Genomic DNA, 18,855 nt, shown 5'->3' on the forward strand with positions numbered 1-18,855 from the left:
CCCTGACACTGACGCGAGACTACCGGGTGGCAGGCTGGGTCCCATGAGCACTGACGCACCTCCGGCGTTCGACCGGGACGACCCGCTGGGCCTGGACGCCTCCCTGTCCGAGGACGAGCTCGCCGTGCGCGACACGGTGCGCAAGTTCTGCGCCGAGCACGTCCTCCCCTATGTCGCCGAGTGGTTCGAGATCGGCGACCTTCCGGTCCGCCAGCTGGCCAAGCAGTTCGGCCAGCTCGGGCTGCTCGGCATGCATCTGCACGGCTACGGCTGCGGCGGTGCTTCGGCCGTGCACTACGGCCTGGCCTGCACCGAGCTGGAGGCCGCCGACTCGGGTATCCGGTCGATGGTCTCGGTGCAGGGGTCGTTGGCGATGTTCGCGATCTGGAAGTTCGGGTCGGAGGAGCAGAAGCAGCAGTGGCTGCCCGGCATGGCCGCCGGTGAACTGCTCGGCTGCTTCGGGTTGACCGAACCCGACGTCGGAAGCGATCCGGCCGCGATGAAAACCCGTGCGCGCCAAGATGGTTCGGACTGGGTGCTGAACGGGCGAAAGTTGTGGATCACCAACGGCTCGGTCGCCGACGTGGCGATCGTGTGGGCCGGCACCGATGAGGGGATCCGCGGTTTTGTGGTGCCGACCAAGACGCCGGGCTTCGCCGCCAACACCATCCACCACAAGCTGTCGCTGCGCGCGTCGATCACCAGCGAGCTGGTGCTCGACGACGTGCGGCTGCCCGCCGACGCGCTGCTGCCCGCGGCGACGGGGTTGCGCGGCCCGCTGTCGTGCCTGTCGGAGGCGCGCTACGGGATCATCTGGGGATCGATGGGCGCGGCGCGGTCCGCCTGGCAGGCCGCGCTCGACTACGCCACGCAGCGCACCCAGTTCGGGCGCCCGATCGCCGGATTCCAGCTGACGCAGGCCAAACTCGTCGACATGGCGGTCGAACTGCACAAGGGACAGCTACTGTCGCTGCACCTCGGCCGCCTCAAGGACGGCGTCGGGCTGCGCCCCGAACAGGTCAGCTTCGGCAAGCTCAACAACACCCGCGAGGCGATCAAGATCTGCCGCACCGCCCGAACCATATTGGGCGGCAACGGGATATCGCTGGAGTACCCCGTCATCCGGCACATGGTCAACCTGGAATCGGTGCTGACCTACGAGGGCACACCCGAGATGCACCAGCTCGTCCTCGGGCAGGCGTTCACCGGCAGCGACGCGTTCCGCTGAGAGGAGTCCCGCTATGAGATCTGCCCTGTACCGGTTCGGCGTTCTGTTCGCCGCCTGCGGACTGGCGCTGTCCGCTCCCGTCGCAACCGCCGATCCCGTCACGCTGCCCGCGCTGACGACCGGCGGCGGCGGACCGATCATCGGCGGGGGCAACAACTCCGGGATCGCGCAGCAGCTGACCGGCCTCGGCAACCCGAATGTCCAGGAGGTCGACGGCTCGGACGCGGCCCAATTCATCACGGCCTCGGCCGCGGTCAGCAATCCGCAGCTTGCCGCCCCCTTCGGGCTGCTCAAGCGGGCGCTGGCCTGCCAGACCAACAACGCGGGATTCGGGGCGCGCGCCTACCGGCGCAACGACGGGCTGTGGGGCGGCGCGATGCTCGTCGCCGCGAAGAGCGCCACCCCCAACGTCGACGCCCTGAACGCCTGCGCCAAGACCAATTGGCGCAAGCCCACCACCGGTTCGGACACCGCGGCGTGCAACAGCGGCTGGACGACGCCCAATTCCTTCGACAGCCGCCGCAGCAACGCGGAGGCCTATTACATCTTCCTGGCCGGCACCAACGACGACTTCTGCAACCAACTCAACGGGAAGTACAAGACCAACGCCGCGGCGTGGCCTTTCTAGGTGGGACCATTTCCTGATGGACGCGTTCCAGGGACGTCCTGGTAGGCCAGCGCGCATCGGGGCGTGGGTCACCGTGGTGCTTGGCGGCATTTGTGTGTTCGCTGGGCTGGCCTTCGGTATCGAGTTAGGTGCAATGCACGCCGTTGCCTATCGGCTCGGCACACCTACGACGGTGACGATTGATCATTGTGAGGCGCACACCTCGCTGCACGGGGACCACGAAAGGTGCTACGGCAGGTGGGGCGTCGGCGCAAAGTCAAACACGGTCCTGATCGTCGGAGACTACGACCGACGTAATGGAGTCGGATCGCAGGTGGATGTCCATCTTTTTCGCAGTCGCGGCGGCACCGACGTGGCCTATACGGCGAGCGAAGCGAGGCCGAACTATCTGTGGATGTCCGGTGGCGTCCTCGCGATCGGTGCGGGCTCGGTTCTGATGTGGTCTGCTCGGCGCAAGATCAAGACTGGTAGCTGGCCGTGGTCGGGCCCCCCGACCACATAGGCTGGTGACGGGCCGCGGGGACCACGACACGAAGGGGTAGGCATGTCGCGCCATCACGTCGTCATCATCGGGAGCGGATTCGGGGGGCTGAACGCGGCGCGGTCGCTCAAGCGGGCCCCCAAAGGGAGTCAAGTGGACGTCACCCTAATCTCGATGACCACCACTCACCTTTTCCAGCCGCTGCTCTACCAGGTGGCCACCGGGATCCTGTCCGAGGGCGACATCGCGCCCACTACCAGGTTGATCCTGCGCAAGCAGAAGAACGTCCGGGTGTTGTGGGGTGAGGTCGAGGCGATCGACCTCAAGGCGCAGACGGTCACGTCGCACCTGATGGGGATGGAGACCGTGACGCACTACGACAGCCTCATCGTGGCCGCCGGCGCGCAGCAGTCCTATTTCGGCAACGACGACTACGCCGCGTTCGCGCCCGGCATGAAGTCGATCGACGACGCACTGGAGCTACGCAGCCGCATCCTCGGCGCCTTCGAGGCCGCCGAGGTCGCCACCGACCCGGCCGAGCGGCAACGCCGGCTGACGTTCGTGGTGGTCGGGGCGGGGCCGACGGGCGTCGAGCTGGCCGGCGAGATCGTCCAACTCGCCGAGCGCACGCTGGCCGGCGCCTTTCGGACCATCACGCCCAGCGATTGCCGGGTCATCCTGCTCGACGCGGCGCCCGCGGTGCTGCCACCCATGGGTGAAAAGCTGGGCCTCAAGGCGCAGCGGCGGCTGGAGAAGATGGGCGTCGAGGTCCAGCTCAACGCCATGGTGACCGCGGTCGACTACATGGGCATCACGGTCAAGGACTCCGACGGCAGCGAGCGCCGCATCGAATGCGCGTGCAAGGTGTGGGCGGCCGGCGTGCAGGCCAGCCCGCTGGGCAAGATGATCGCCGAACAGTCCGACGGCACCGAAACCGACCGCGCCGGACGGGTGATCGTCGAGCCCGACCTCACCGTCAAGGGCCACCCGTACGTGTTCGTCGTCGGCGACCTGATGTCGGTGCCCGGCGTACCGGGCATGGCCCAGGGCGCGATTCAGGGGGCGCACTACGCCACCGCGCTGATCAAGCAGGCCGTGAAGGGGCACGACGACCCGGCCACCCGCAAGCCGTTCAACTACTTCGACAAGGGCAGCATGGCGCTGATCTCTCGCTACAGCGCCGTCGCCAGGGTCGGCAAGCTGGAGTTCGGCGGCTTCATCGCCTGGCTGGCGTGGCTGCTGTTGCACCTGCTGTACCTGGTCGGGTTCCGCAACCGCATTGCCGCCATGTTTTCCTGGGGCATCTCCTTCCTGGGCCGCACCCGCGGCCAGATGGCCATCACCAGCCAGATGATGTACGCCCGACCGGTGGTGGACTGGGTGGAGAAGCAGGCGCAGGAGGGGACGCTGGCGGCGGCCGAACGCATCGAGGCCGCCGAGAAGCAGGCCGGCTAGCTCAGGGCCTGATCGATATCGGCGATCAGGTCCTCGGTGCCCTCCAGCCCGACGGAGATGCGAACCACGTTGTCGCCCAGCCCGATCGCGGCGCGACCCTCCGGGCCCATGGCGCGGTGCGTCGTGGTCGCCGGGTGCGTGATCAGGGATTTCGCGTCGCCAAGGTTGTTGGAGATGTCGATCAGCCGCAGCTTGTCCAGCACCTCGAAAGCCCGCTGCTTGGCGGCACTTTCGGCGCAGTCGAGCGCGAAGGTGATCACCGTCCCGCCGCCGGTCATCTGGCGCTTGGCCAGGTCGTATTGCGGGTGCGACGTCAGGTAGGGGTAGCGCACCCAGCTCACCGCGGGATGGGTCTCGAGGAACTCCGCGATGCGGTGCGCGGACGCGTTGCTGTGCTCGACCCGAACCGCCATGGTCTCGAGGCCTTTCAGCAACACCCAGGCGTTGAACGCGCTCATCGCCGGGCCGGTGTGCCGCATCAGCTTCTGCACCGGGCCGTCGATGTACTCCTTGTCGCCCAGGATGGCGCCGCCCAGCACCCGGCCCTGCCCGTCGATGTGCTTGGTACCGGAGTACACCACCACGTCCACCCCGAGCGGGAAACCCTGCTGCAGCAGCGGGGTGGCAAAGACGTTGTCCAGCACCACTTTCGCGCCCGCAGCGTGAGCGAGGTCGGTCACCGCGGCGATGTCGACCAGTGACTGCATCGGGTTCGACGGGGTCTCGAAGAACACCGCCTGGGTGGGAACCGAGAGCGCCCGCTCCCACTGCGCGAGGTCGTCGCCGTCGACGAAGACGGTCTCGACCCCCCACCGCGGCAGGATCTCGTTGCACACCACGAAGCACGAGCCGAACAGGCTGCGCGCCGCGACCAGCCGGTCACCGGCGGCCAGCAGCGCGCCCAGCGAGGTGAACACCGCGGCCATGCCGCTCGCGGTGGCGAACGCCGCGGGCGCCCCCTCGATCAGGCGCAACCTCTCCTCGAACATCGTGACGGTCGGGTTGCCGTAGCGGGAGTAGACGAAATGGTCCAGCTCGCCGGTGAACGACCGCTCGGCCACGGCCGCCGACTCGTAGACGTAGCCGGACGTCAGGAACATCGCCTCGGCGGTCTCTTCGAAACCGGATCGGAGCAGACCGCCGCGCACGCCGATGGTGGCCTGACTGACGCCGTCGGGCAGCGCCTTGGGCGTGCGGACCGATTGGTCGTCCGTCATCCTTGCTTCCAGGGCAATCCGACTGCGCGCCAACCGTTTCCACCGCGATGCCCGCTGGCGTCGAGCTGGCCCTCGAAACCGTCCAGCACGTTGTAGGCGGGGGTCAGGCCCACCTGGGTCGCCACCTCGGCCGCTCCGATGGAGCGGTTACCCGAGCGACACAGGAAGATGACGGGCCGCTCTTCGTCGGCCGGCGGGACGTGGCTCTTCAGCTCGTCGGCGAAGTTCGCGTTGGGGACGCCGTTGGCGGTGACCCACTCGATGTACACCACGTCGCGCCCCAGGCTGGACAGGTCTGGCACGCCGACGAACCGCCATTCGGCGTCGGTGCGCACGTCGACCAGCACCGCGTTGGGGTTGTCGCTCAGTAGCTTCCACGCCTCGAGGGGCGTGATGTCTCCTGCGTAACTCATCCGCGTGAGTCTCGCATATTCAGGGCGTTCGCTGCCTCGCGGGCACGGTCGCGGGCGGCCGCCACGTCCGGCGCGGTGGCCAGCGCCACGCCCCGTCCGGCGGGCCCGGCGCCCCGCGCGAAGATGCGCAGATCGCTTTCCGGCACCCGCAGCGCGCGGGTCAGCGCGTCGGTGGCCGACGGCCCGCCGTCGGGGCCGGGATTGATCGCGTGGGCGGCGGCCGGCGACATCATCATGGTGTCCACCGGCAGTCCCAGAATTGTCCGGGCCTGCAGTTCGAACGCCGAAAGCCGCTGGCTGCGCAGGGTCACCCAGACGCTAGGGTGCGGGCTCGCGCTGACGTCGGCGAAGTACACCTCGTCGCCCTTGATCATCAAGTCGACGCCGAAGACGCCGCGCCCGCCGAGTGCCTTGACGATTCGCGCGGCGATCGACTTGGCCGCGTCCACCGCGGCCTCGTTCATCTGCTGGGGCTGCCAGGATTCCAGCACGGCGCCGTCGACGTCGCGGTGGCCGATGGGTGAGCAGAACTCGATCAGCGGACCGTTCGGGCCCTCGCTGCGCACGACGAGCAGGGTGACGTCGAAGTCGACCTCAACCACCGTCTCGGCCAGCACCCGCCCGGTCGGACTCCCCTGCGCGCGCTGCCAGGCCGGTTCGATGTCGTCGGGCCCGGAGACCACCGAGTGCCCCCGCCCCGACACCGGCTTCACCAGCAGCGGGTAGCCGGCGTGGGCGGCCACCGCCTGCAGTTCGCCCACCGAGCCGGCGAACCAGAACGGCGCGGTCGGCAGCCCGAGCTCGTCGGCGGCCATCCGGCGAAGGGCCTCGCGGTCGGAGGTGAGCCGGACGGTGCGGGCGTTGGGCACCAGCTGGGTGCGCTCCGCGGGCAGCGCCTCGAGAGCTTGGGCGGCGACCGCGTCCGCCGCGGTCACCACGAAATCCGGGTGGAGCTGTTGGATTGCCCTGGCGAGCTCGCCGCCGTCGGTGAGCGGAAGCGTCAGCGACTGGTCGGCCACGCCGTGCGCGGGCGCATTTGGCTGCCCGTCCGCCGCGACCACCCGCGCGCCCAGGTGGCGCAGCGCGACCGCCAGCTCCCTGCTCAGCTCGCCAGAGCCGAGCAGCAGGACCGTCGGCCTGCGGTCTTCGGGCGGTTGGGGGGCAGCGTGGGGCGACACGGCGAGCGCGGTCGTCTTGTCGTCCTGTCCTTGGGTCAAGCCGTCAGTCACCGCTCAAGGATAGGTCGGTTCGGCAAACCCTAGGGCTGACTGCCCGCCTCCTCAGCGGCGCGTGCCGCGCCGCATCGTCACCGGGCTAGGGCTGGCCGGGAAGCAGCCGCACCATCAGGCCGTTGGCCTCGGCCAGCACGGCGTCGTCGCCGTCGACCAGCTCCGCGGCGACGAACGCCTTGCGGCCCTCGGTGCTGGTGACGCGCCCGCGCACCAGCAACGGCGTGTCGATCGGCGTGACCTTGCGGTAGTCGACGTGCAGGAAGGCGGTGCGGCTGATCGGGCGCCCGGCGGCGTGCGAGATCATCCCGAACATGTGGTCGAACAGCAGCGGCAGCACGCCGCCGTGCACGGCGTGGTTGCCGCCGACGTGAAATCGGCTGAAGTACCCGGTCATTTCGACGCCGTCGGGCGCATACCGGGTCAACGTCCAGGGCGGCAGCAGCAGGCTGCCCATGCCGGGCAGGTCGGGCGTGCGCCCGGCCGGCGCCTTGCCCTCCTCGGCCTGGAAGGTGCCCAGCACCTCGACCAGCGCGGCGGCGCGGTTGGCGGCGTCGTCCCAGACGTCGTCACCGGGGTCGGCCGACACCGCGAGGTCCTGGAGTTGGCGCATGGCCGCGACGAACCGGCCGAATCCGGGGCCCGGGCTGGCCGGGCCGTATTCGGGGAAACCGCCGTGGTGTTCGTATTCCGGGTCGAGTTCTTTGGGGTCGGGTTCCGTCACGGGCGGGCCGCCAGGACGTCGCGGCGCACGATGGTCTGCTCGCGCCCGGGACCGACGCCGATGCACGAAACATGTGCTCCCGCAAGCTCTTCCAGCCGCAACACGTAATCGCGCGCCTTGGCCGGCAGGTCGTCGAACTCCCGCGCGTCCGAGATGTCCTCCCACCAGCCGGGCAGCTCCTCGTAGATCGGTTCGGCGCGGGCGAGGTCGCTCTGGGTCATCGGCATGTCGTTGATGCTCGCCCCGTCGATCCGGTAGCCGACGCAGACCGGCACCGTCTCCAGGCTGGACAGCACGTCGAGCTTGGTCAGGAAGAAGTCGGTGATGCCGTTGACACGGGTGGCGTAGCGGGCGATCACGGCGTCGAACCAGCCGCAGCGCCGGCGCCGCCCCGTGGTGACACCGAATTCCCCTCCGGTCTTGGACAGGTATTCGCCCTTCTCGTCGAACAGCTCGGTGGGGAACGGGCCGGAGCCGACGCGGGTGGTGTAGGCCTTGAGGATCCCCAGCACGGCGGTGATCCGGGTCGGCCCGATCCCGGAGCCGACGGCCGCGCCGCCCGCGGTCGGATTCGACGACGTGACGTAGGGGTAGGTGCCGTGGTCGACGTCGAGCAGCGTGCCCTGCGAGCCCTCCAGCAGGACCGTTTCACCCTCCTCCAGCGCGGTGTTGAGCAGCCGCCGGGTGTCGGCGATGCGGTGTCGGAAACCCTCGGCCTGCGCCAGCAGGGCGTCCACCACCTGGTGCGGGTCGAGCGCCTTGCGGTTGTAGATCTTGACCAGGATCTGGTTCTTGAGCTCGAGGGCGGCCTCGACCTTGTGGGTCAGCTGATCGGGGTCGAGCACGTCGGCGACCCGGATGCCCTGGCGGGCGATCTTGTCCTGGTAGCACGGGCCGATGCCGCGGCCGGTGGTGCCGATCTTCTTGTTGCCCATGTAGCGCTCGGTGACCTTGTCGATGGCGACGTGGTAGGGCAGCAGCAGGTGGGCGTCGGCCGAGATCAGCAGCCTGGAGGTGTCGACGCCGCGGTCCTCGAGGCCTTTCAGCTCGTCGAGCAGCACACCGGGGTCGACCACCACGCCGTTGCCGATGACGTTGGTGACCCCGGGCGTGAGCACCCCGGACGGGATCAGGTGCAGGGCGAAGTGCTCGCCGGTGGGCAGGACGACGGTGTGCCCGGCGTTGTTGCCACCCTGATAGCGCACCACCCACTGCACGCGGCCGCCGAGCAGGTCAGTGGCCTTACCTTTGCCCTCGTCGCCCCATTGGGCGCCGATGAGGACGATTGCCGGCATGACTTGCTCCCGCCTAATCCCACGTGTTCAAACCCTGCTTATTGTGGTCCAGCCGGTGACACACCCTATCCCAGCCCTGTCCCAGGAGGTTGCGACCGAGCATGGAAACAGCGGGGGTGTTGGCCTTCGGTGACCGGCGGGTGCCGCGTGCGCTGACCGGCCTGCCGGTCCATATGGGCGATGTCGACGCCGCGATCGAGCAATACCGGCGGCTGGTGGTTGTCGGCGCCGACTCCGACCTGGCCGCGGTGCTGACCCGGTTGCTGCGCGCCGAGCGGCTCGACGTCGAGCTGGCCTACGTGCCGGACCGGCGCACGCCCGCCACCCGGGCGTACCGAATACCGGCCGGGCGGCGCGCGGCGCGGCGCGCCCGGCGCGGCTCCGCCCGGCGGGTGACGCTGATCCGTGACGAGACCGGATCGGTGATCGTGGGCCGCGGGCGCTGGCTGCCGCCCGACGGCGCGCGGGTGCTGCACGGCGAGGCCGTCGTCGACGACACCACTCTGTTCGACGGCGACGTCGCCGCCGTGCGGATCGAGCCGACGCTGGCCATGCCCGGCCTGCGGGCCTCGGCACGCAGGGGCCGCTGGGTGTCCGGCCGTGCCGCCCAGCTGGGCAGCACCGGCGTCACCGTCGTGCGCGACGGGGTCGCCGCTCCGCGGGCAGCGCGCCGCTCGACGTTCTACCGCAATGTCGAAGGGTGGCTGCTGGTCACCTAGCAGAGGGTTGGCCGGCTGAATGGGGGTTGAAAACCGCTGGGCCAGACCGTTTTATCGTCGTACACGATATCGGCGAGGTTCGCGCCATCGAGGTCGGCGCCCGTGAGGTCGGCGCTGCACAGGTTTGCGCTGGTGAGGTCGGCCTTCGCCAGATGCGCCCCGCGCAGGTCCGCTTTGCTGAGCCCAGCGCGCCACATGTGCGCGTAAGTCAGGCGCGCGCCATGGAGTTTCGCGCCGACGATGAGCGCGTCATCGAGCGTTGCGCCCATCAAATACGCGTTCTCGAGTTTTGACAGGCCCAAATTCGCGCTCCGTAAATCCGACGAGTTCAGGTTTGCGTCGGAGTAATCCGCCACTTGTTCGTTGAGAAAGCTCGCGCCCCTCAGGCAAGCATGTGAAAAATCGGCCGATACGTTGCCGGCGTCGTACTGACGGTCGCGCTGACCCACGAGGTAGATCACCGTTTGGATGTCCTCTTTCGGACGTGGGCCGGTCGAAGCCGGGTCAGCCGAAGCCGCGGCGGTCGGGGCCGGGGCGGTCCGCGCCGCCAGGGGGCTCGGGGCCGGGGAGGTCAGGGCCACCGGGGAGCTGGGGGCCGGGGGCGTCGGAGCCACGCCAGGAGGAGTCGAATCGGCGCAGGTGTCCTTGCCGACCACGGCGTGACCGCGGACAAAGGATGTGAGGACGTTATAGACGTTCGCATGTTCTGTCGGCGTGTCCCGCGCAAGCTTGTCCAACGCGAAAATCCCGCCCAGGCGCACGTCGATGTTGTCGGATCCCAAGTGCTCGATTGCCTTGCCAAAGCGGTCGCTCGCCTGTTGACGGGTATTGGCTTGCAGCGTCTGCTCCGAGAGGTGCAGGGTCTGCTTCGAAACCTGGAAGGTTCCAATGGCAACGACGGCCGTGCCGATCGCCACCACAGACGTGGCGACAGCCCCGACGGTTTTCCAGCCCGGCCAATAGAAACCCGTCGCCAAGGCGTGCATGAGGCGTTCGCGGTTTACCGCTGCGCGGGTAGCGGAACCAACTCGTCCGGCTGAATGCGGCGTTGCGCCGTGGCTACCTGTTGTCATGAGGTTGAGCGTCGCTCACGACCTCGCTTCACGCATGAGTAGTCGAGTACGCCAACCGGTCACACTTTTGGCCCGCGGGGTGTCGACGTGGTGAGGAGGCTTTGCGATGACACCTTCCACCCGCCGCAACTGGATCTACTGGACGGCGACCACCGTCCTCGCCGCCGAATGTTTCGTCGGCGGGGTGATGGGCGCGTTGCGCATGCAGCCGTTCAAGGGCGTCGTGACGCACCTGGGGTATCCGCTGTACTTCATGACCATCCTCGGCGTCTGCTACGTATCGGCCGGGGTGGTGCTTCTGGCACCGCGCCTGGCGCTGGTCAAGGAGTGGGCGTACGCGGGCCTGATGTTTATCTACGCCGGGGCGACGGCGTCACATCTCTGGGTCGGCGATGGCGCCGCAACGCTGGTCGGTCCGCTGATACTGGTGGGCCTGACCGTCGCCTCCTGGGCGCTGCGGCCGCAACCGACGCGAATACCAAGGTAATTTCGAGCGGGTGAGCTTTCCCGCCCGGCAACACGAATCGGTGCGGCCCAGCCCGCTCTTCCTTGCCCTGGTCGCGTTGACGGCGGCCGGCGGCGTGCTGGCCTGGCTGGCCGGGTCCAGCGTGCGGCCGCTGTCCTACGCCGGGGTTTTCGTCTTCGTGATCGCCGGCTGGCTGGTGTCGCTGTGCCTGCACGAATTCGGGCACGCGGTGACGGCCTGGCGATTTGGCGACCACGACGTCGCGGTGCGCGGGTATCTGACCCTGGACCCGCGGCGCTACAGCCACCCAGCGCTCTCGCTGCTGCTACCGATCGTGGTCGTCGCGCTGGGCGGGATCGGCCTGCCCGGCGCGGCGGTGTACGTGCGGACGTGGTTCATGACGCCCGCCCGCCGGACTATCGTCAGCCTGGCGGGGCCGGCGGCCAACCTCGTGCTGGCGGTGCTGCTGCTGGTGGCGACGCGGTTGCTGTACGACCCGAACCACGGGGTGCTGTGGGCGGGCGTGGCCTTCCTGGGCTTCCTCCAGCTCACCGCGGTGTTGCTGAACCTGCTGCCGATCCCGGGCCTGGACGGGTACGACGCCCTCGAGCCGCACCTGAGCCCCGAGACGCAGCGCGCGCTGGCCCCGGCCAAGCAGTGGGGCTTTTTCATCCTGCTGTTACTGCTGTTGGCGGGCAGCCAGTGGTTCTTCGGGGTGGTGCTTTGGCTGTTCGATTTCTCCGGCATCCCGCATTGGCTGGTCGCCGCGGGCAACTCGCTGACCCGATTCTGGAGCGCCTGGCTCTGACCCTTGCAATATATGCGCGATTACGCATATATTGCTGGCTATGGGCGCCGGCCACAACCACACCCCCGCCGAGGGTGACTCGTCGCGGATGATCCCCCGCATGATCGCCGCCGCGGCGATCCTCGCGGTGTTCTTCGTCGTGGAGCTCACGACCTCGCTGCTGATCAACTCGATCGCGCTGCTGGCCGACGCCGGGCACATGCTCACCGACGTCGTCGCGGTGTTCATGGGCCTGGCCGCCGTCATGCTGGCCAAGCGCGGCAGCTCGTCGCCCGCGCGCACCTACGGCTGGCATCGCGCCGAGGTGTTCACCGCCGTCGCCAACGCCGGGCTGCTGATCGGGGTGGCCCTGTTCATCCTGTGGGAGGCGATCCAGCGGCTCAAGGAAACCCCGTCGGTCCCGGGCGTGCCGATGATCGTCGTCGCCCTGCTCGGCCTGCTGGCCAACCTGGTCGTCGCGCTGCTGCTGCGGGCGCACTCGGAGAGCAGCCTGGCCGTCAAGGGCGCCTACATGGAGGTGGTCGCCGACAGCGTCGGCAGCCTGGGCGTGCTGATCGCCGGCATCGTCACCGTGACGACACGTTGGCCGTACGCCGACGTCGTGGTCGCGGTGCTGGTCGGGCTGTGGGTGGCGCCCCGGGCCGTCTCGCTGGCCCGCGACGCACTGCGGATCCTGTCCGAGGCCTCGCCGGCCCACATCGACGTCGAGGAGCTGCGCGGCGCGCTCGGTGCCGTCGACGGCGTCACCGACGTGCACGACCTACACGTGTGGACGCTGTCGCCCGGCAAGGACATGTGCACCGCGCACCTCACCAGCGACGGCGACTCCGCGCGGGTGCTGCAGGACGCGCGCGCGGTGCTGTCCGCGCGCGGGCTGGACCACGCCACCGTGCAGATCGAGCCGCCGGACCGGCACGGCGACTGCGAGGAAGGCTTCTAGAGGCCGAGCGCTTGGCGCGCCGCGGGGTCGCAGTCGTCGAGCAGATCCAGGCAGCGCAGGTTCTCCTCGGTCTCGCCGATGGCGTCGGCGGCCTTGGCCAGCGCCGCCACGCAACGCAGGAAGCCGCGGTTGGGCTCGTGCGCGTACGGCACCGGGCCGAAGCCCTTCCAGCCGTTTCGCCGGAGCTGGTCCAGGCCGCGGTGGTAGCCGGTGCGCGCGTAGGCGTAGGCGGTGACGGCCTTGTCCTCCGCGAGGGCCTCCTCCGCGAGCGCGGCCCAGGCCACCGACGCCGACGGGTGCGCGGCGGCGACGGCGGTCGGGTTCTCGTTGGCCAGCAGCTCCGCCTCGGCGTCGCTATCGCCCGGCAGCAGAATCGGATCGGGTCCGAGAAGATCTCCCATCGACGTCATGGCGTCTATTTTGCCGTTCCCCCGCGGCGGGTCGCTAAGCTCCCTCTATGCCCAATCCACCCGAACCCGAAGGGGCAGCCGAGGACCAGCCGCTGGTTCCCGTCGACCCCGAGACCGAGACCGTGGTGATCAACAAGGGCGATCAGGACAGCGATGCCGAGGCCGCCGAAGGCCAGCAGCGCGAGCGTCGTTTCACGGCCCCTGGCTTCGACGCGAAGGAGACCCAGGTCATCGCGACGTCGTCCGCGGAGCCCGCCACGGAGGTCATCGCGTCGCCGCCGCCCGGCGAAGCCGCAACGACACAGCTGGGTGTTCCCCCGAAAGCCGCTGTGCCGCAAGCGATTCCGCCGCGACTGGGGGCGAAGCTGCGCACCACCCGGCAGTTCAACTGGGGCTGGGTGCTGGCGCTGGTGGTGGTCGTGCTGGCGCTGGCCGCGATCGCGATCCTGGGCACCGTACTGCTGACCCGCGGCAAACACTCGAAAGTGTCTGAGGAAGACCAGGTTCGGCACACCATCCAGCAGTACGACATCGCGGTGCAGCGGGGCGACCTGACCGCGTTGCGCACAGTCACGTGCGGGACCGTCCGCGACGGATACGTGGACTACGACGAACACGCGTGGCAGGAGACCTATCAGCGGGTGTCGGCGGCCAAGCAGTACCCGGTGATCGCCAGCATCGACCAGGTCGTCGTCAACGGCCAGCACGCCGAGGCGAACATCACCACGTTCATGGCGTACGACCCGTCGCTGCGTTCGACCCGCAGCCTCGACCTGCAGTACCGCGACGATCAGTGGAAGATCTGCCAGTCCCCCAGCGGCTAATTACGGTTGCGCGAGCAGACGCACAATCGCATATTTTCCCGCGGGAACGTGCGATTCTGCGTCTGCTCGGCAGAGTCAGGAGCTCAGCGACTTCCCGGCGCAGTGCAGGTCGTTGCAGGCCTCCACGACGCGCTCGCTCATGCCGGCCTCGGCCTTCTTGAGGTAGCTGCGCGGGTCGTAGGCCTTCTTGACGCCCACCTCGCCGTCGACCTTGAGTACGCCGTCGTAGTTGACGAACATGTGGCCGGCGATCGGGCGGGTGAACGCGTACTGGGTGTCGGTGTCGACGTTCATCTTCACCACGCCGTAGCGCAGCGCCTCCTCGATCTCCGACTTCAGCGAACCCGAACCGCCGTGGAACACGAAGTCGAACGGCTTGGCGTCGGCGGGCAGGCCCAGTTTCGCCGCCGCGACCTGCTGGCCCAGCGCCAGCACGTCGGGGCGCAGCTTGACGTTGCCGGGCTTGTAGACGCCGTGCACGTTGCCGAACGTCGCGGCCAGCAGGTACTTGCCGTGCTCGCCGTGGCCCAGCGCATCGACCGTCCGCTCGAAATCCTCCGGGGTGGAGTAGAGCTTGTCGTTGATCTCGTGGGCGACGCCGTCCTCCTCGCCGCCCACCACGCCGATCTCCACCTCGAGGATGATCTTGGCGGCCGCGGCCTCCTTGAGCAGTTCCTGCGCGATGGCGAGGTTTTCCTCGACCGGCACCGCCGACCCGTCCCACATGTGGGACTGGAACAGCGGGTCCTGGCCGGCGGCCACCCGCTCGGCCGAGATCGCCAGCAGCGGCCGCACGTAGCTGTCCAGCTTGTCCTTGGGGCAGTGGTCGGTGTGCAGCGCGACGTTGATCGGGTATCTGGCCGCGATGCTGCGGGTGAATTCGGCCAGCGCGACGGCGCCGGCCACCATGTCCTTGACCCCAAGGCCGGAGGCGAACTCCGCACCGCCGGTTGAGAACTGGATGATGCCGTCGCTGCCGGCGTCCGCGAAGCCCTTGATCGCGGCGTTGACGGTCTCCGACGAGGTGCAGTTGATGGCCGGGAAGGCGTACTCGTTCTCCTTGGCGCGTCCGAGCATCTCGGCGTACACCTCGGGCGTGGCGATGGGCATGGGCTCCTCCTGGCGGCTGGGTCCGTCCAGTATCGCAAGACCGGTATGTTGAAGCATCGTGAGCACCGTGGTGACGGCCCTGCCGAACATCCTCGACCCGATGTACTGGCTGGGCTCGGGCGGCGTCTTCGGGAAAGCGGTGCTGCCCGGGATCCTGGTCATCGTCTTCATCGAGACCGGCCTGCTGTTTCCGCTGCTGCCGGGCGAGTCGCTGTTGTTCACCGGCGGGCTGCTGACCGCGCACCCGAACCCACCGACGAGCATCTGGGTGCTCGCGCCGTCCGTCGCGCTGGTCGCGATACTGGGCGACCAATGCGGATACTTCATCGGGCGCCGGATCGGGCCGGCGCTGTTCAGGAAGGAAGATTCCCGGTTCTTCAAGAAGCACTACGTGACGGAGTCGCACGCGTTCTTCGAGAAGTACGGGCCCTGGGCGGTCATCCTCGCCCGCTTCGCGCCGTTCGTGCGCACGTTCGTCCCGGTGGTTGCCGGGGTGTCGTACATGCGCTACCCGGTGTACCTCGGGTTCGACATCGTGGGCGGCATCGCGTGGGGCGGCGGCGTGACCCTGGCGGGCTACTTTTTGGGCACCGTGCCGTTCGTGCACCAGAACCTGGAAAAGATCATCCTGGGCATCCTGTTCGTGTCGCTGATCCCCGCGTTCGTCGCCGCCTGGCGCGGCTACCGGGGCCGGCGGCGCGGGACTGCCGCGACGGACGACGACTCAGGACACCCGACTTCTGCGGTACGCAACGAAAGCCTCTAACAGTTCGGGCCTGTCGATCGAGCTCTGTTGCACGGCCTGGTCCGGCGCGGTCCCGAGCAGGATCCGCTTGATCGGGATCTCCAGCCGCTTGCCGGTCAGCGTTCGCGGAATGCCCGGCACGTCCAGGATGTCGTCGGGCACGTGGCGCGGCGAGGCGTGCTGACGGATCTCCGCGACGATCCTCGAGCGCAGCCCCTCGTCGAGCTCGACGCCGTCGGCCAGGGCCACGAACAACGGCATCCAGTAGCCGCCGTCGTCCTGCTCGACGCCGACCACCAGGCAGTCCTGCACCTCGGGCATGCGCTCGACCGCCGTGTAGATCTCGGCGCTGCCCATCCGCACGCCCATCCGGTTCAGGGTCGCGTCCGAACGGCCGTGCACCACAACGGATCCCCGTTCGCTGATGGTGATCCAGTCGCCGTGGCACCACACCCCCGGGTACTTGTCGAAGTAGGCGCCGCGGTACCGGCTGCCGTCCTCGTCGTTCCAGAAGAACACCGGCATCGAGGGCATCGGCTTGGTCACCACCAGCTCGCCCTCTTCACCGATGACGGGGTTTCCCTGGCCATTCCACGCTTCGATGGCCGCGCCCAGGCACAGCGACGACAGCTCGCCGGCCTTGACCGGCACGATCGGGCAACCGCCGATGAAGGCGGTGCAGACGTCGGTGCCGCCGCTCATCGAGACCACCGGGACGGCCCGGCCGAGCCCCTCCTGCACCCAGCGGAATCCGGACGCCGGCAACGGGGAGCCGGTGGATCCCACCGCGCGCACGGCGTCCAGCGGATGCGCTTCGCCGGGCCTCAATTCCTGCTTGGCGCAAGCCAATAGGTAACCCGCGCCCGCGCCGAGGAACGTGACGCCGGCGTCGGCGGCGACCTTCCAGAGCCCGTCGGTGCCGGGATACGTCGGGCTGCCGTCGTACAGCACGATCGTCGTGTCGACCAGCAGCCCGGACACCAGGAAGTTCCACATCATCCAGCTGGTCGACGAGTACCACAGGAAGCGGTCGTCCGGGTGCAGATCCAGTTGCAGGGTCAGGTATTTCAGGTGTTCGAGCACCACGCCGCCGTGGCCGTGCACGATGCCCTTCGGCTTGCCGGTCGTCCCCGAGGAGAACATCACCCACAGCGGGTGGGCGAACGGGACCGGCGTGATGTCCAGGGGCGCATCCGCTTCGACCGCCGTGGCCCACGGCACGGCGTCGTCGTCGATCGACAGCCCGAGGCGCGGCACCACCACGGTGGCCCGCAGCGTCGGCATCGCGCCGCGGATCGTGGCCAACTCGGCGCGCCGGTCGATGCGCTTGCCGCCGTACACCGACCCGTCGGTGGCCACCAGCACGGCGGGCTCGACCTGGCCCAGCCTGGCGATCACGCCGTCGACGGCCACGTCCTGGTTGCACACCGCCCAGATCGCGCCGACGCTGGCGGCGGCCAGGGCGGCGACGACGGCCTCGGCGACGTTGGGCAGGTAGCCGACGACGGCGTCGCCGGGCTGGACGCCGAGGTTGCGCAGGTAGGCGGCGAACGCCGCCGTCTCCCGCTGCAGCCGCGCCCACGGCCACTCGGTCGAGCCGTCCTCGCCGACGACGATCATGGCCGGACGCGCGTCGGTGGCGTGCCGGAACACCTCGGTGGCGTAGTTGATCGTGGCGCCGGGAAACCACTCGGCGCCCGGCATGGACCGGTTGCCCAGCACGGCGCTCGGGGGGCTGTCCGCCTGGATGTCGAAGAAATGCCAGACGGCGTCCCAGAACCAGTCGATGTCGTCGACCGACTTGCGCAGGAGCCCGGGGTAGTCGTCGTACTCGCCGCGCCCGGTTTCGGCGAGCCAGGCCATGAAGCGCGTCAGGTTGGCCTCGGCAAGCGTTGCCTCGTCCGGGATCCAGTCGCCGCTGAGGTTGCTCATGTCGCGCTCACCGCGGTGACGTTACCTGCGGCCTCCATCAGCATCCAGCCCGACAGCTGAACCGACAGATCACGCTCGGCGATCTCCGAGGAGTTGACCGCGCCCGCGACGAACTCCGCTTCCTGGCCGGCCTCGGACCGTTCGGGCGGCAGCTCGGCGTCGCGGTCCCAGAACGGGCCGAACAGCGGCAGCCCGTCCACGGTTTGCCGGTAGTCCCAGGCCGATTTCGCCGACGACAGCACGATGGTGCGCGCGGTGTCGCGGGCCATCGCGTCGTCGGCCGAGTCGCCGGGCAGCGTGGTGGCGACCAGCGCGAGGTAACGGGCGGTGATGCCGGCGAACAGGCCGCCGTCGCCGCCGCCGGCGCCCCGCAGCACGCCGGACGGCGCCATGTGCTCGCCGACCGCCACGACCAGCCGATGCACCCGCGCCTGATGGCGGGCGCGGGCCTCCGCGCCGGTGCGCGCGGCGAGCTCCGTCTCCAGACCCAGCACCACGCCCTGGCAGTAGGTGTACTGGGCGCGGACCAGCGAACCGTCCTTGATGCCGTCGAACACCAGGTGCGTCTCGGGGTCAATCAGCGTGCGGTCGATCCAGTCGCTCATCTGGTCGGCCCGCTGCAGGTGGTCGCCATAGCGGGCGAGGAAGATGCCGGCCGGGCCGTTGGCCGGGGCGTTGAAGAACTTGTCCTGCTTGCGCCACGGGATGCCGCCGCCGTCGTCGGGCGCCCAGGCCCCGACGAACTGGTCGGCCAGCTTCGGCAGGGCGCGGCGGCGCGTGACGCCGGCGATCCGGGCGGCGCGTTCCAGCGCCAGCGCCAGCCAGGCCATGTCGTCGTAATAGCTGTTGGTCCAGCGGAGGTTGTTGCGCAACCGGTGCGAGCGGACCTGCCGCTCGATCATGGTGCGACGGTGTGGTTGCGGGTCGCGCAACTGCGCGTCGACCAGGCAGTCCAGCAGGTGCGCCTGCCACCAGTAATGCCAAGTGCCGAACAGCCGGTCTTTGCGGGCCGCCGGCCACGCCACCACCCCCAGCTGCGTCGCCGGCAGCGCCCACAACCGCTTCAGGTGACGTTGCGCGACAGCCGCTTCGGAGCTGGCCGCCCGGTTGGCCCAGAGCTGATCCATACCTGTCGATCCTGCCCTAGCGCCGCGGCGG

The 18,855-nt window shown here is 69.1% G+C and carries 20 protein-coding genes; 10 read left to right on the plus strand and 10 right to left on the minus strand.

Annotated features, from left to right (window positions below; all coding sequences use genetic code 11):
• Positions 1 to 43: 43 nt before the first annotated feature.
• From N415_RS17915 to N415_RS17930, 4 genes are read left to right on the plus strand one after another with little or no spacing between them, the layout of a single operon-like run.
• Positions 44 to 1,228 carry an acyl-CoA dehydrogenase gene (locus N415_RS17915; protein WP_068184775.1) on the plus strand — a complete coding sequence of 395 codons (1,185 nt, stop codon included), beginning with the start codon at positions 44 to 46 and terminating at the stop codon, positions 1,226 to 1,228.
• Between the two features lie 13 nt (positions 1,229 to 1,241).
• Entirely contained in the window at positions 1,242 to 1,856 is a 615-nt protein-coding gene (locus tag N415_RS17920; protein ID WP_068184778.1) for a hypothetical protein, read from the plus strand.
• A 16-nt stretch (positions 1,857 to 1,872) separates the two neighbouring features.
• The gene (locus N415_RS17925) at positions 1,873 to 2,358 is read left to right on the plus strand and encodes a hypothetical protein (RefSeq protein WP_152531457.1); all 486 of its coding nucleotides are present in this window, start codon (positions 1,873 to 1,875) and stop codon (positions 2,356 to 2,358) included.
• Between the two features lie 42 nt (positions 2,359 to 2,400).
• Positions 2,401 to 3,792, plus strand: coding sequence for an NAD(P)/FAD-dependent oxidoreductase (locus N415_RS17930; protein ID WP_068184784.1), 1,392 nt, complete (start codon positions 2,401 to 2,403; stop codon positions 3,790 to 3,792).
• Here N415_RS17930 and N415_RS17935 read toward each other — a convergent pair.
• The 5 genes from N415_RS17935 to N415_RS17955 form a co-directional block, all read right to left on the minus strand.
• Positions 3,789 to 5,009: an O-succinylhomoserine sulfhydrylase gene (locus tag N415_RS17935; protein ID WP_068184786.1), complete on the minus strand. Its 1,221-nt coding sequence runs from the start codon at positions 5,007 to 5,009 to the stop codon at positions 3,789 to 3,791. The two genes, N415_RS17930 and N415_RS17935, sit on opposite strands and share 4 nt — an antisense overlap.
• The gene (locus N415_RS17940; protein ID WP_068184789.1) at positions 5,006 to 5,422 is read right to left on the minus strand and encodes a rhodanese-like domain-containing protein; all 417 of its coding nucleotides are present in this window, start codon (positions 5,420 to 5,422) and stop codon (positions 5,006 to 5,008) included. Before N415_RS17940 ends, N415_RS17935 begins: the two co-directional genes overlap by 4 nt.
• Positions 5,419 to 6,600, minus strand: coding sequence for a formate-dependent phosphoribosylglycinamide formyltransferase (purT, locus tag N415_RS17945; protein WP_239645617.1), 1,182 nt, complete (start codon positions 6,598 to 6,600; stop codon positions 5,419 to 5,421). Before purT ends, N415_RS17940 begins: the two co-directional genes overlap by 4 nt.
• Positions 6,601 to 6,736: 136 nt before the next feature.
• Positions 6,737 to 7,375 carry a PaaI family thioesterase gene (locus tag N415_RS17950; RefSeq protein ID WP_068184796.1) on the minus strand — a complete coding sequence of 213 codons (639 nt, stop codon included), beginning with the start codon at positions 7,373 to 7,375 and terminating at the stop codon, positions 6,737 to 6,739.
• Positions 7,372 to 8,670, minus strand: coding sequence for an adenylosuccinate synthase (locus N415_RS17955; protein ID WP_068184799.1), 1,299 nt, complete (start codon positions 8,668 to 8,670; stop codon positions 7,372 to 7,374). Before N415_RS17955 ends, N415_RS17950 begins: the two co-directional genes overlap by 4 nt.
• 101 nt (positions 8,671 to 8,771) lie before the next feature.
• On the opposite strand from N415_RS17955, the gene N415_RS17960 reads away from it, so the two are divergent.
• Positions 8,772 to 9,389 carry a peptidase M50 gene (locus N415_RS17960; protein ID WP_068184803.1) on the plus strand — a complete coding sequence of 206 codons (618 nt, stop codon included), beginning with the start codon at positions 8,772 to 8,774 and terminating at the stop codon, positions 9,387 to 9,389.
• On the opposite strand, the gene N415_RS17965 is transcribed toward N415_RS17960, so the two are convergent.
• A complete protein-coding gene (locus tag N415_RS17965; RefSeq protein WP_081665338.1) occupies positions 9,386 to 10,462 on the minus strand; it encodes a pentapeptide repeat-containing protein in 1,077 nt (358 codons plus the stop codon). The genes N415_RS17960 and N415_RS17965 overlap by 4 nt on opposite strands.
• A 106-nt stretch (positions 10,463 to 10,568) precedes the next feature.
• Between N415_RS17965 and N415_RS17970 the strand changes: the two genes are divergently transcribed.
• The 3 genes from N415_RS17970 to N415_RS17980 are packed head-to-tail and all read left to right on the plus strand — an operon-like array spanning position 10,569 to position 12,676.
• Positions 10,569 to 10,949 (plus strand): DoxX family protein, encoded by a 381-nt coding sequence (locus tag N415_RS17970; RefSeq protein WP_068184809.1) that lies wholly within the window; start codon positions 10,569 to 10,571, stop codon positions 10,947 to 10,949.
• A gap of 10 nt (positions 10,950 to 10,959) precedes the next feature.
• On the plus strand, positions 10,960 to 11,736 hold the full coding sequence (locus N415_RS17975) for a site-2 protease family protein (RefSeq protein WP_068184812.1): 777 nt from the start codon (positions 10,960 to 10,962) through the stop codon (positions 11,734 to 11,736).
• A gap of 40 nt (positions 11,737 to 11,776) precedes the next feature.
• Positions 11,777 to 12,676, plus strand: a complete 900-nt coding sequence (locus N415_RS17980) for a cation diffusion facilitator family transporter (protein ID WP_068184815.1) — start codon at positions 11,777 to 11,779, stop codon at positions 12,674 to 12,676.
• Here N415_RS17980 and N415_RS17985 read toward each other — a convergent pair.
• Positions 12,673 to 13,086, minus strand: coding sequence for a DUF3151 domain-containing protein (locus tag N415_RS17985; protein WP_068184818.1), 414 nt, complete (start codon positions 13,084 to 13,086; stop codon positions 12,673 to 12,675). The two genes, N415_RS17980 and N415_RS17985, sit on opposite strands and share 4 nt — an antisense overlap.
• Positions 13,087 to 13,133: 47 nt before the next feature.
• Between N415_RS17985 and N415_RS17990 the strand changes: the two genes are divergently transcribed.
• Positions 13,134 to 13,910 carry a hypothetical protein gene (locus N415_RS17990; protein ID WP_068184821.1) on the plus strand — a complete coding sequence of 259 codons (777 nt, stop codon included), beginning with the start codon at positions 13,134 to 13,136 and terminating at the stop codon, positions 13,908 to 13,910.
• 75 nt (positions 13,911 to 13,985) lie between these two features.
• Here the strand turns inward: N415_RS17990 and fbaA are convergent, their stop codons facing one another.
• A complete protein-coding gene (fbaA, locus tag N415_RS17995) occupies positions 13,986 to 15,020 on the minus strand; it encodes a class II fructose-bisphosphate aldolase (RefSeq protein ID WP_068184843.1) in 1,035 nt (344 codons plus the stop codon).
• Positions 15,021 to 15,078: 58 nt separating this feature from the next.
• Between fbaA and N415_RS18000 the strand changes: the two genes are divergently transcribed.
• Complete coding sequence (locus tag N415_RS18000) at positions 15,079 to 15,786, plus strand: DedA family protein (RefSeq protein ID WP_068184823.1); 708 nt, start codon at positions 15,079 to 15,081, stop codon at positions 15,784 to 15,786.
• Here the strand turns inward: N415_RS18000 and N415_RS18005 are convergent.
• Together N415_RS18005 and N415_RS18010 are read right to left on the minus strand one after the other, a co-directional pair.
• Positions 15,745 to 17,697: an acetoacetate--CoA ligase gene (locus tag N415_RS18005; protein ID WP_068184826.1), complete on the minus strand. Its 1,953-nt coding sequence runs from the start codon at positions 17,695 to 17,697 to the stop codon at positions 15,745 to 15,747. The two genes, N415_RS18000 and N415_RS18005, sit on opposite strands and share 42 nt — an antisense overlap.
• The gene (locus tag N415_RS18010; protein WP_068184829.1) at positions 17,694 to 18,824 is read right to left on the minus strand and encodes a glycoside hydrolase family 76 protein; all 1,131 of its coding nucleotides are present in this window, start codon (positions 18,822 to 18,824) and stop codon (positions 17,694 to 17,696) included. The genes N415_RS18005 and N415_RS18010 overlap by 4 nt, the downstream gene beginning before the upstream one ends.
• Positions 18,825 to 18,855: the final 31 nt, after the last annotated feature.

The organism is Mycobacterium sp. UM_CSW, from assembly GCF_000455205.1.
In the GTDB taxonomy this organism is placed as follows: domain Bacteria; phylum Actinomycetota; class Actinomycetes; order Mycobacteriales; family Mycobacteriaceae; genus Mycobacterium.